Here is a 13,932-nt window from a genome sequence, read left to right on the forward strand (position 1 = left end):
CGACAGACTAGCGGCGACCCGCGATCACCGCATCCCGCCGGCTGCCCGAAACCTTGCGGCAGTGCACCAGCGCATCACGAATCATGAAGTTGACCAGGGTTGGCGATACGCCGAGCTCCTTGGCAATGTCCTTCTGCGGCACGCCGTGCAAACGGTACATCTCGAACGCGTAGCGGGTGCGGCTGGGCAGCTCGGTCAGCGCATCGGCGATGTGTTCCAGGGTCGAGAAGTTGATGTGCGAGGTTTCCGGCGAAGCACCCTGAATGACCACGTTCAGCCCTTCCTCTTCAGGGCCGGAGTACTTCTGTTCCAGCGCCTGTTTGCGGTAGTGATCGATGGCAAGGTTGCGCACGATCTGAAACAGATAGCTCAGTTGGGCCTTGATGGACGATGTGATCGGTGGCGCCGATTGCAGGCGGAAAAACGCATCCTGCACCACATCTTCGGCGCGTGACCGACAGCCGGTAATGCGCGCTGCAATCTTTACCAGAATCAGTCGGTTGTCGACAAATGCCTGAAGTAGCGGTGAATCGCACCTGCTTGTGGATACCTGTTCCGTCATGGAAATCACCTTGCTGCCAATAGGTTAGTGGAGGGCCTGGGGGGCAGGGCCGTCCTACACATCGAGCGACAAATTATGTTGAATGATAATGATTGTCAAATGAGAAAGAGAAGTAGTGCTGTAAGTCGATGTGTTTTGCGAACTGCGGCACGCTGCCGCACCCCGGCGCCGTTGGGCGTCGAGCCTGCCGACTAATTATTTCCAGAGGTCATCCGTTCTCATTGGTGAATGGTCTGGGCTACAACGCCCGGCCAGACAGCTTTGCGAAGCCCTGCGCGGTCGGCCCAGACCGTGCCCCGCGCGCCTTTCGATGGGCGTGTTGCAGCAACCCGATTCCACTGGCAAGCCGATTTCAGGCAGGAAACCTCATGACCGACGCGTTCGAACTCCCCAGCACACTGGTCCAAGCCCTGCAGCGCCGCGCCGCGCTGACACCGGACCGACTGGCCTTGCGTTTTCTTGCCGAAAACGAAGAGCAGGCTGTGGTACTCAGTTATCGCGAACTGGATCAGCGGGCGCGCACCATCGCCGCCGCGTTGCAGGCCGAAGCTGAGCCGGGCGATCGCGCGGTGCTGCTGTTTCCCAGTGGTCCGGACTACGTCGCGGCGTTTTTCGGTTGCCTGTACGCCGGTGTGATTGCAGTGCCCGCCTATCCGCCGGAATCCGCACGCCGTCATCATCAGGAACGTCTGCTGTCGATCATTGCCGACGCCGAGCCGCGCTTGCTGCTGACCAGTGCCGATCTGCGCGAGGCCTTGCAGCACATTGAAGGCGCGCCGCCGCTGTTGTGTGTCGACACCCTCGACAGCGCGCTGGCCGAGCGCTGGGTTGAACCGCCCCTGCCACCCGAACACATCGCTTTTCTGCAATACACCTCCGGCTCCACCGCGCTGCCCAAAGGCGTGCAAGTCAGCCATGGCAATCTGGTCGCCAACGAACTGCTGATCCGTCACGGCTTCGGTATCGACGTTAACCCGAACGACGTTATCGTCAGCTGGTTGCCGCTGTACCACGACATGGGCCTGATCGGCGGTCTGCTGCAACCGATTTTCAGCGGCGTGCCGTGCATTCTGATGTCGCCGGCGTATTTTCTGGCGCGGCCCTTGCGCTGGCTGGAAGCGATCAGCCAATACGGCGGGACCATCAGTGGCGGCCCGGATTTCGCCTACCGCTTGTGCAGCGAGCGGGTCAGCGAATCGGCACTTGAGCGACTCGACCTGAGCCGCTGGCGCGTGGCGTATTCCGGCTCCGAACCGATTCGCCTCGACACCCTTGAGCGCTTCGCCGAAAAATTCGCCGCGTGTGCTTTCAGCAAAAACAGTTTCATGGCGTCTTACGGTTTGGCCGAGGCCACACTGTTTGTCGCCGGCACGCCGCGCGGCACCGGCATTCCAGCGTTACGCGTGGACGATCAGGCGCTGGCGCAAAACCGCGCCGAGCCGGGCGACGGCAGCCCGGTCATGAGCTGCGGCATCAGCCAGCCGCAACATGCGGTGCTGATTGTCGAACCGAATACGCTTGAAGAGTTGGCCGACAACACCGTCGGTGAAGTCTGGGCCACCGGCCCGAGCATTGCCCAAGGTTACTGGCGCAACCCCGAAGCCAGCGCGAAGACTTTCGTTCAGCACGCCGGTCGCACCTGGCTGCGCACGGGGGATTTGGGCTTCATCCGCGCCGGGGAGCTGTTCGTCACCGGGCGCCTGAAAGACATGCTCATCGTGCGCGGTCACAACCTCTATCCGCAGGACATCGAACAGACCGTCGAGCGCGAAGTGGAAGTGGTGCGCAAGGGCCGGGTGGCGGCATTCGCGGTCAATCAGAATGGCGACGAGGGCATCGGCATCGCCGCGGAAATCAGCCGCAGCGTGCAGAAAATTCTGCCACCCGACGCGCTGATCAAAGCCATTCGCCAAGCCGTCGCCGAAGCCTGTCAGGAAGCGCCAAGCGTGGTGGTGCTGCTCAATCCGGGCGCATTGCCGAAAACCTCCAGCGGCAAACTCCAGCGTTCGGCGTGCCGCAGCCGTCTGGCCGACGGCAGCCTCGACAGTTACGCAGTGTTCCCGTCGACGAGCGCCGAACCCCAAACGCCGGCTGCCAGCACCTCGGGCCTCGAAGCGTTGATCGGTCAAATCTGGGCCGAACAGCTGAACGTCGAACAGGTCGCCGCCGACGACCACTTCTTCCTGCTCGGCGGTAATTCGATCGCCGCCACTCAAGTGATTGCCCGGGTCCGCGAAGCACTGGCGCTGGAGCTGAACCTGCGTTTGCTGTTCGAAGCGCCAACCCTGTCCGCGTTCACGGCGGCCGTGGCGCAACAGCAACAGGACGGTGCCAGCGCCCAAGCTGCAATCACCGTGTTGTCGCGCAGCGAACCGCTGCCGCAGTCGCTGGCGCAAAACCGTCTCTGGATCACCTGGCAACTCGATCCGCACAGCAGCGCCTACAACATTCCCGGCGGCCTGCGCCTGCGTGGCGAACTGGATGAAGACGCGCTGCGCGTGAGTTTTCAGCAGCTGATCGAGCGCCATGAATCCCTGCGCACGCACTTCTTCGAACGTGACGGCGTGGCTTTGCAGCAAGTCGTTACCGCCGCCGAGCTCAACCTGCAACGCATCGACCTCAGCGACTTGCCAGCCGACCAGCGCGAGGTGCACGCGCAACAGATCCGCGAAGACGCGGCACGCACCCGATTCGATTTGCAACACGGCCCACTGTTCACGGTGACTCTGGTGCGCCTTGCTGGCGAAGACCACCAGCTGCTGGTGACGATGCACCACATCATTGCCGACGGTTGGTCGCTGAACGTGCTGATCGACGAATTCTCGCGCCTCTACGCCGCCGCTTCGCAAGGCCAGCGCGCCGAGCTCGCGCCGCTGCCCACCCAGTACGCCGACTACGGCGCCTGGCAGCGCCAATGGCTGGAGCAAGGCGAGGGCGAGCGACAACTGGCGTATTGGAAAGCGCAGTTGGGCGAGGAGCATTCGCCGCTGGAACTGGCCACCGACTACCCGCGTTCGGCGCAACACAGCCATAGCGCCGCGCGCCACAGTGTGCGCTTGAGCGCGAAGCTCAGCGAGGCGATCCGGCAGACCGCCCAGGCGCATGAAGCCACGCCGTTCATGCTGCTGCTCGCGGCATTCCAAAGCTTGTTGCACCGCTACAGCGGCCAGCGCGATATTCGCATCGGCGTACCCAACGCCAACCGCCCGCGTCTGGAAACCCAAGGCCTGATCGGCTTTTTCATCAATACCCAGGTGCTGCGTGCGCAGATCGATTCGCGCCTGCCGTTTGTCGAACTGCTGGCTCAGACCCGCCAGGCCACACTCGGCGCCCAGGCGAATCAGGATTTGCCGTTCGAGCAACTGCTCGAGGCCTTCCCGCAAGCCCGTGAGCAGGGGCTGTTTCAGGTCATGTTCAACCATCAGCAGCGCGACCTCAGCGCGCTTAAACGCTTGCCGGGCCTGCTCGCCGAAGAGCTGCCGTGGCACAGCCGCGAAGCCAAGTTCGACCTGCAACTGCACAGCGAAGAAGACCGCAATGGTCTGCTGACCTTGTCGTTCGACTACGCCAGCGAACTGTTCGATGGCGCGACCATTGAGCGACTGGCCGACCATTTCCATAACCTCGTGAGCGAAGTCTGCGAACGGCCGCAGCAGGCGATTGGCGATCTGCGCTTGCTGACCGTCAGCGAGCAACATCTGCAGGACGACTGGAGCGTGGCACCGTGCACTCCCGCGCAGCAGTGGCTGCCGGAACTGCTCGACGATCAACTGCGCAAAAGCCCACAACGCACCGCGCTGATGTGGGCCGGCGGCAGCCTCGATTTTGCCGAGTTGCACGCGCAGTCCAACCGTCTGGCCCATTACCTGCGCGATAAAGGCGTCGGCCCGGACGTGTGCGTGGCCATCGCCGCCGAACGTTCGCCGCAACTGTTGATCGGTCTGCTGGCGATCATCAAGGCCGGTGGCGCCTACGTGCCGCTGGACCCGGATTACCCGGCGGAGCGCCTGGCCTACATGCTCAGCGACAGTGGCGTCGAATTGCTGCTGACTCAGACCGAACTGCTTGAGCGCTTGCCGGCCAGCGCGGGCGTCAGTGTGATCGCCATGGACGCGTTGCACCTGGAAAACTGGCCGAGCCAGGCACCGGGTCTGCACCTGCACGGCGACAACCTTGCTTACGTGATTTACACCTCGGGTTCTACCGGGCAACCGAAAGGCGTCGGCAACACTCATGCCGCGCTGGCCGAACGTCTGCAATGGATGCAGAACACCTACGGTCTCGATGAAACTGACGTGCTGATGCAAAAGGCGCCGATCAGTTTCGACGTGTCGGTGTGGGAATGCTTCTGGCCGCTGATCACCGGCGCGCGCCTGCTGATTACTGCCCCGGGCGAACACCGCGACCCGCATCGCATCGCGCAGCTGGTTCAGGAATATGGCGTGACCACGCTGCACTTCGTGCCGCCGTTGCTGGCGCTGTTTATCGATGAGCCACTGACGGCTGAATGCACTAGCCTGCGCCGGATATTTTCGGGCGGTGAAGCACTGCCTGCCGAGCTGCGCAACCGTGTGCTGGCGCAACTGCCGGCGGTGCAATTGCACAACCGCTACGGCCCGACCGAAACCGCGATCAACGTTACCCATTGGCATTGCACCAGCGCCGATGGTGAGCGCTCGCCGATTGGCCGCCCGTTGGGCAATGTGGTCTGCCGCATCCTCGATGCCGATCTCAACCCTGTGCCTGCCGGTGTGTCGGGGGAGCTGTGCATCAGCGGCATCGGTCTGGCCCGGGGGTACCTCGGCCGCGCGGCGTTAACGGCAGAACGCTTTGTTGTCGATCCGCTGGGCGAGCAGGGCGCGCGTTTGTACCGCACCGGCGACCGGGCGCGCTGGACAGCTGATGGCGTGATCGAATACCTCGGCCGTCTCGATCAGCAAGTGAAGCTGCGTGGTTTTCGCGTCGAACCGCAGGAAATCGAAGCGCGTCTGCTCGCTCAGGACGGCGTCGCCCAAGCCGTGGTGCTGGTGCGGGAAACCGCTGCCGGTGCGCAACTGATTGGCTACTTCACGGCGACTGATGCCGATGAAAACGCTGACCAGCAAATCACTCGCCTGAAAACCACTCTGGCCGCTGAATTACCGGAATACATGGTCCCGGCGCAACTGCTGCGCCTCGACGCGATGCCCCTGAGCCCCAGCGGCAAACTCGACCGCCGCGCGTTGCCCGAGCCGCAGTGGCAAGTGCGTGAGCATGTCGAACCGGCCAGTGAACTGGAACAACAGATCGCCGCGATCTGGCGCGAGGTGCTTGGCCTGAAGCAGGTCGGCCTGCGCGACGACTTCTTCGCCCTCGGCGGTCATTCGCTGCTGGCCACGCAGATCATCTCCCGCAGCCGTCAGGCCTGTGACGTTGAACTGCCGTTGCGCACGTTGTTCGAGCACAGCGAACTGGGTGATTTCGCCGAGCAGATCCGCCTGATCCAGGCCAGCGGCCGCACCAACCAGCAACTGCCGATCGGCAAAGTCGACCGCCGCCAAGCGGTGCCGTTGTCCTATTCGCAACAGCGCATGTGGTTCCTCTGGCAAATGGAACCGGACAGCCCGGCCTACAACGTCGGCGGTATGGCGCGCTTGCGTGGCGTGCTGCATGTCGAGCATTTCGAGGCGGCGTTGCAGGCGCTGATCCTGCGTCACGAAACCCTGCGCACGACGTTCCCCAGCATCGATGGCGTTGCTCGTCAGCACGTGCATGCCGAGATGGGCGTGCGCATGGGCTGGAAAGATTTCTCCCGATTGCCGCTCGAAGTGCGCGAGCAGAGCGTCCAGCACCTGGCCGACGAAGAAGCGCACCAGCCTTTCGACCTGGAAGCCGGTCCGCTGCTGCGCGCCTGTCTGGTGAAGACTGCCGAGCAGGAGCATTACTTCGTTCTGACTTTGCACCACATCGTCACCGAAGGCTGGGCGATGGATATTTTCGCCCGCGAACTCAGCGCGCTGTACGAAGCGTTCGTCGATGAGCGCGATTCGCCGCTGCAACCGTTGCCGGTGCAGTACCTCGATTACAGCGTCTGGCAGCGCCAGTGGCTGGAATCCGGCGAGCGTCAACGGCAACTCGATTACTGGACCGCGCAACTGGGCCGTGAACATCCTCTGCTGGAGCTGCCGGGCGACCGACCGCGTCCACCGGTGCAAAGTCATCAGGGCGAACTGTTCCGCTTTGATCTGAGCGATGAGCTCGCCGCCCGGGTTCGTGCCTTCAATGCGCAACACGGTCTGACCCTGTTCATGACCATGACCGCCGCGCTCGCCACGCTGCTTTACCGCTACAGCGGCCAGACCGATCTGCGCATCGGCGCGCCGGTGGCCAACCGCATTCGCCCGGAAAGCGAAGGGCTGATCGGCGCATTCCTCAACACCCAAGTGCTGCGTTGCCAGCTCGACGGGCAGATGTCGGTGGGTGAACTGTTCGAGCAGGTGCGCCATACGGTTATCGAAGGCCAGTCGCATCAAGATCTACCGTTTGATCATTTGGTTGAAGCCTTGCAGCCACCGCGCAGCGCCGCTTACAACCCGCTGTTCCAAGTGATGTGCAATGTGCAGCGCTGGGAATTCCAGCAGAGCCGGACGTTGGCCGGCATGACGGTCGAGTACCTGGCCAACGATGCGCGGGCGACCAAGTTCGACCTCAATCTGGAAGTCACCGACCTGGATCATCGCCTCGGTTGCTGCCTGACCTACAGCACCGATCTGTTCGACGAACCGACCATTGCGCGCATGGCCAGACACTGGTGCAACCTGCTGCAAGCGCTGATCGCCGATCCGCAGCGACGCCTCAGCGAACTGCCGCTGCTGGATGCGCCGGAACAACAGCAACTGCTCGACAGCCTTGGCGTCGAGCCGGGCGTGCATCGTCTCGATCAGTGCGTCCATCATCTATTTGCCGAGCAGGCGCTGTCGCGCAAAGGCGCACCGGCCCTGACCTTCGCCGGGCAGACCCTGAGCTACGCCGAACTCGACGCCCGCGCCAATCGTCTGGCCTGGGCGCTGCGCGAGCGCGGCGTCGGACCACAGGTGCGCGTCGGTCTGGCGCTGGAGCGCTCGCTGGAAATGGTCATCGGCCTGTTGGCGATTCTCAAGGCTGGCGGCGCCTATGTGCCGCTGGATCCGGAATACCCGCTCGACCGCCTGCATTACATGATCGAAGACAGCCGCATCGGTTTGCTGCTCAGTGACCGAGCGATGTTCCAGACCCTCGGTGAGTTGCCGCCAGGCGTGGCGCGCTGGTGCCTGGAAGACGACCGCGCGGCACTGGCCGATTACCCGGCCGGCGAGCTGCCATACATCAGCCTGCCGCAGCATCAGGCTTACCTGATTTACACCTCGGGTTCGACCGGCAAACCAAAAGGCGTGGTGGTTTCCCACGGCGAGATCGCCATGCATTGCCAAGCGGTGACCGAGCGTTTCGCCATGCGCCCGGACGACTGCGAACTGCACTTCTATTCGATCAACTTCGACGCCGCCACCGAGCGTCTGCTGGTGCCACTGCTCAGTGGTGCGCAGGTGGTGCTGCGTGCGCAGGGTCAGTGGGATGCCGAAGAAATCTGCGGCTTGATCCGTACCCATCAAATCAACGTCCTCGGTTTCACCCCGAGCTACGGCAGCCAGCTCGCGCAATTCCTCGCCTCGCAGAACCAAGTCCTGCCGGTGCGGATGATCATCACCGGCGGCGAAGCGTTGACCGGCGAACATCTTCAACGGATTCGCGCAGCCTTCCAACCGACGGCGTTTTTCAACGCCTACGGGCCGACGGAAACCGTGGTCATGCCGCTGGCCAGTCTGGCCCCGGACGTGCTGGAAGAGGGCGCTGGCAGCGTGCCGATCGGCAGTGTGATCGGCGCGCGCGTCGCCTATATTCTCGATGCCGATCTGGCCCTGGTGCCGCAAGGCGCGACCGGTGAATTGTTCGTCGGTGGCGCCGGTCTGGCGCAGGGTTATCACGACCGTCCCGGCATCACTGCCGAGCGTTTTGTCGCTGATCCGTTTGCTGCTGACGGTGGGCGCATGTACCGCACCGGCGATCTCGTGCGCCAACGTGCCGACGGTCTGGTCGAGTACCTGGGGCGGATTGACCATCAGGTGAAAATCCGTGGTTTCCGCATCGAACTGGGCGAAATCGAAACACGTCTGCTCGATCACCCGTCGATCCGCGAAGCGGTGGTACTGGCGCTTGAGGCGCCGAGCGGCAAGCAACTGGTTGGCTATCTGGCGACCGAAGTCGCCGGACACAGCGAAGCGCAACAGGCTGAACTGCGCGAAACCCTCAAGTCGCACCTCAAGGCACAACTGCCGGACTACATGGTGCCGACGCACCTGATTCTGCTGGCGAGCATGCCGCTCACCGCCAACGGCAAACTCGACCGCCACGCGTTGCCGGCACCGGACCCGGAACTCAATCGTCAGGATTACGTAGCGCCGAGTAACGAGCTGGAGCAGGCGCTGGCGCAGATCTGGTGCGAGGTGCTCAACGTCGAACAGGTGGGGTTGAACGACAATTTCTTTGAACTGGGCGGCGACTCGATTCTGTCGATTCAGGTGGTCAGCCGCGCACGCCAGCAAGGCATTCACTTCAGCCCGCGCGATCTGTTCCAGCATCAGACCGTGCTGACCCTCGCCGCTGTCGCCAGCCGCACACAGCAGGTGAGCGCCGAACAAGGTCTGGTGAGCGGCGACTCGCGCCTGACGCCGATTCAACACTGGTTCTTCGATACCGAGATTCCCCAGCGTCAGCACTGGAATCAGGCGTTGTTGCTAAAACCGACCGTGATTCTTGAGCCGCAGCGTTTGCAGCAGGCCTTGCGGGCCGTGATCGAACAACACGACGCGTTGCGTTTGCGCTTCAGCGAAGTCAATGACGCTTGGCAAGCGACGCATCAAATGCTGACCGATGCAGACGTTCTTTGGCAATTCAGCGTCGATTCGATGGACCAGTGCGAAGCCTTGTTCGCCGACGCGCAACGCAGTCTGCACCTGCAAAACGGTCCGCTGCTGCGCGCAGTGCTGGTCGACGGCCCGGATGATCAGCAACGGCTGTTTTTGGCTATCCACCACTTGGTTGTCGATGGCGTGTCGTGGCGTGTGCTGCTGGACGATCTGCAAACTGGCTATCGCCAGCTCGACGCCGGGCAGGCGGTAAAACTGCCGGCCAAAACCAGTGCCTTCAAGGACTGGGCCGCGCGTTTGCAAGCCTACGCCGGCAGCGAATCACTGCGTGAAGAGCTGAACTGGTGGCAAGCGCAACTGGCCGGTCCGAGCGCCGATCTGCCGTGCGAAAACCCGCAAGGCGGGCGACACAATCTGCACGCGCAAACCGTCAGCGTGCGTCTCGATGCCGAGCGCACCAGGCAGTTGCTGCAACAGGCGCCGAGCGCTTACCGCACGCAGGTCAACGACTTGCTGCTGACCGCACTGGCCCGTGTGCTGTGCCGCTGGAGCGGCCAGTCATCGGCCCTGATTCAGCTGGAAGGCCACGGCCGCGAAACCCTGTTCGATGAGATCGACCTGACCCGTGCCGTTGGCTGGTTCACCAGCGCTTACCCGCTGCGCCTGACCCCGCACGCCATCGAAGAAGCCGCCGGGCAGGGCGCTTCGATCAAGGCGATCAAGGAGCAACTGCGCGCGGTGCCGCACAAAGGCCTGGGGTATGGCGTGCTGCGGTATCTGGCCGATGACGCCAGTCGCCAGCAAATGGCAGCGCTGGCGAACGCGCCAGTCACCTTCAACTACCTGGGCCAGTTCGACCAGAGCTTCGGCGACGACGCATTGTTCCGTCCTGTGGATGAGCCAAGCGGCGCTGCCCATGATCCGCAAGCGCCTTTGCCGAACGAGCTGAGTATTGACAGTCAGGTCTACGGCGGCGAATTGCTGCTGCGCTGGACCTTCAGCGCCGAGCGCTACGCTGAGCAGACGATCAACGATCTTGCCGAGGCTTACCTCGGCGAACTGCAAAGCCTGATCGAACATTGCCTGCAAGACGAAGCCGGTGGCCTGACACCGTCGGACTTCCCTCTGGCGAAGCTGACCCAGGCGCAACTCGATGCCCTGCCGGTGCCCGCCGCGCACATCGAAGACGTCTATCCGCTGACGCCGATGCAGGAGGGCATGTTGCTGCACACCTTGCTCGAACCGGGCACCGGTCTGTACTACATGCAGGATCGCTATCGCATCAACAGCGAACTCGATGCCGAGCGTTTCGCCCAGGCATGGCAAGCGGTGGTCGCCCGTCATGAAGCATTGCGTGCGTCGTTCTGCTGGAACGTCGGCGAAGACATGCTGCAAGTGATTCACACGCCGGGGCGCACGCCGATCGAGTCTCTGGACTGGAGCGCCATCGACGAAAACGAGCAGGAACCGAAGCTGCAAGCGCTGCTGAAAAGCGAGCGCGAGGCCGGTTTCGATCTACTCAATCAAGCGCCGTTCCACCTGCGCCTGATCAAGGTCGGCGCGGCGCGCTACTGGTTCATGATGAGTAACCACCACATCCTCATCGATGCCTGGTGCCGCTCGCTGTTGATGAACGATTTCTTCGAGATCTACACCGCCCTCGGCGAAGGCCGCGAACCCCAGTTGAGTGTGCCACCGCGTTACCGTGACTACATTGGCTGGTTGCAACGCCAGAGCCTGACCGAGGCGCGGCAGTGGTGGCGACAGAACCTGCAAGGCTTCGAGCGCACCACGCCGATCCCGAGTGATCGTCCGTTCCTGCGTGAACACGCCGGTGAAAGCGGCGGCATGATCGTCGGCGACTGCTACACCCGCCTCGATGTCAAAGACGGTGTGCGTTTGCGTGAACTGGCGCAGGCCCATCAACTGACGGTCAACACCTTCGCCCAGGCGGCGTGGGCGCTGGTGCTGCGGCGCATGAGCGGTGATCGCGACGTGCTGTTCGGTGTGACAGTGGCCGGACGCCCGGTAGACATGCCAGAAATGCAGCGCACCGTCGGCCTGTTCATCAACAGCATTGCGCTGCGGGTGAAGATGCCCGAGGACGACCAACGCAGCAGCGTGCGCCAGTGGCTCAACGCTCTGCTCGACAGCAACATGCAACTGCGCGAATACGAATACTTGCCACTGGTGAACATTCAGGAACAGAGCGAGTTGCCGAAAGGCCAGCCGCTGTTTGACAGCCTGTTCGTCTTCGAAAACGCGCCGGTCGAAGTCTCGGTACTGGATCGTGCGCAGAGCCTTGACGCGACGTCGGATTCGGGTCGCACCCACACCAACTTCCCGTTGACGGCGGTGTGCTATCCGGGCGATGACCTGGGCCTGCATTTATCGTATGACCAGCGTTACTTCGACGAGTCGACGGTCGAGCGCATGCTCGGCGAGTTCAAGCGATTGTTGCTGGCGCTGGTCGACGGCTTCCATGGTGACATGGACGATCTGCCGCTGCTGGGCGATGAGGAGAAAAGTTTCCTGCTGAACGGTTGCAACCAGAGCAGCCACGACTATCCGCTGGAGCAGAGCTACGCTGCGCTGTTTGAAGCGCAGGTGGAGCAGCACCCGCAGCGCATTGCTGCCAGTTGCCTTGACCAGCAATTGAGCTATACCGAGCTGAACCGCAATGCCAACCGTCTCGGCCATGCATTGGTCGCGGCCGGGGTGCGGATGGATCAACCGGTAGCCTTGCTCGCCGAGCGCAACCTCGATTTGCTCGGCATGATCATCGGCAGCTTCAAGGCCGGTGCCGGTTATCTGCCGCTGGATCCCGGCCTGCCGAGCCAGCGCCTGAGCCGCATCATCGAGCTGAGCCGCACGCCGTTGCTGGTGTGCAGCGCAGCCTGCCGTGACCAGGCGCAGACTTTGCTGGAAGCGTTTGGCTGTTCCAACCGTCCACGCCTGCTGGTATGGGAAGAGATACAAGCCTCGGTCGCCGCGACGCACAATCCAGGTATTCACAGCGGCCCGGACAATCTCGCCTATGTGATCTACACCTCGGGTTCGACCGGCCTGCCAAAAGGCGTGATGGTCGAGCAGCGCGGCATGCTCAACAACCAGTTGAGCAAGGTGCCTTATCTGAATCTGAGCGATGCGGATGTTATCGCCCAGACTGCCTCGCAAAGCTTCGATATTTCGGTCTGGCAGTTCCTCGCCGCGCCGCTGTTTGGCGCGCGGGTGGACATCGTGCCCAACACCATCGCCCACGATCCGCAAGGTTTGCTGATGCATGTGCAAGAACAGGGCATCACCGTGTTGGAGAGTGTGCCGTCGCTGATTCAGGGCATGCTTGCCTCCGAACGCCTGAGCCTCGACGGCCTGCGCTGGATGCTGCCGACCGGCGAAGCGATGCCGCCGGAGCTGGCGCATCAATGGCTGCTGCGTTACCCCGATATCAGTCTGGTCAACGCTTACGGCCCGGCGGAATGTTCGGACGACGTGTCTTTCTTCCGGGTCGACAGGGCTTCGACGCGCGGCAGTTATTTGCCGATCGGCACGCCGACTGACAACAACGTTTTGTATCTGCTCGATGGCGCACTGGAGCTGGTGCCGTTGGGGGCGGTGGGTGAGTTGTGCGTGGCGGGCACAGGCGTTGGTCGCGGTTATGTCAGCGACCCGTTGCGTACCGCGCCGGTGTTTGTACCGAACCCGTTCGGCGCACCGGGCGAACGCCTGTATCGCACCGGCGACCTGGCGCGGCGGCGCAGCGATGGCGTGCTGGAATACGTCGGCCGAGTCGACCACCAAGTGAAGATCCGCGGTTACCGGATCGAGCTGGGTGAAATTGAAGCGCGCCTGCATGAACAACCGCCAGTGCGTGATGCTGCGGTCGGCGTGCAGGAAGGCGTCAATGGCAAGCATCTGGTCGGCTATCTGGTCGCTGCGGATTCTGCACTCGATCCGGGCCAAAGCCTGGAAAGCATCAAACAGTGTCTGCGCGCCGAACTGCCTGAATACATGGTGCCGTTGCACTGGCTGTGGTTGCCGCAGCTGCCGCTCAACCCTAACGGCAAACTGGACCGCAAGGCCTTGCCAACGCTGGAGATCGGGCAGTTGCAAATCCAGGATTACCTGGCCCCGCGCAGCGACCTCGAACAGACCCTGGCCGATATCTGGGCCGAAGTGCTGAAAGTCGAGAAGGTCGGCGTACGCGATAACTTCTTCGAGTTGGGCGGGCACTCGCTGCTGGCCACGCAGATCGCCTCACGGGTGCAGAAAAGCCTGCAACGCGATGTGCCGCTGCGGGCGATGTTCGAGTGCGGCACGGTGGAGGAACTGGCCGAGTACATTGCTGGCCTGGCAGCGAGTGATATCACCGAGGAGAAGGTCGACCGGTTGAATGATTTGATGGCGGAGCTGGAGGGGCTCTAGTTC

Annotated in this window: 2 protein-coding genes; one reads left to right on the top strand and one right to left on the bottom strand. The window is 62.7% G+C overall.

Annotated elements, in window-relative coordinates:
- Window positions 1-7: 7 nt before the first annotated feature.
- Window positions 8-562 (bottom strand): RNA polymerase factor sigma-70, encoded by a 555-nt coding sequence (locus HU743_RS07325; RefSeq protein ID WP_008088195.1) that lies wholly within the window; start codon window positions 560-562, stop codon window positions 8-10.
- A gap of 368 nt (window positions 563-930) precedes the next feature.
- On the opposite strand from HU743_RS07325, the gene HU743_RS07330 reads away from it, so the two are divergent.
- Window positions 931-13,929, top strand: a complete 12,999-nt coding sequence (locus tag HU743_RS07330) for a non-ribosomal peptide synthetase (protein WP_186647860.1) — start codon at window positions 931-933, stop codon at window positions 13,927-13,929.
- Window positions 13,930-13,932: the final 3 nt, after the last annotated feature.

It is taken from the genome of Pseudomonas sp. SWRI99, assembly GCF_014270125.1.
In the GTDB taxonomy this organism is placed as follows: domain Bacteria; phylum Pseudomonadota; class Gammaproteobacteria; order Pseudomonadales; family Pseudomonadaceae; genus Aquipseudomonas; species Aquipseudomonas hamedanensis.

Excerpts from the sequence above, each read along its gene's own strand:
- HU743_RS07325 (WP_008088195.1), bottom strand. The coding sequence starts at position 562 with ATGACGGAACAGGTATCCACAAGCAGGTGCGATTCACCGCTACTTCAG.
- HU743_RS07330 (WP_186647860.1), top strand. The coding sequence starts at position 931 with ATGACCGACGCGTTCGAACTCCCCAGCACACTGGTCCAAGCCCTGCAG.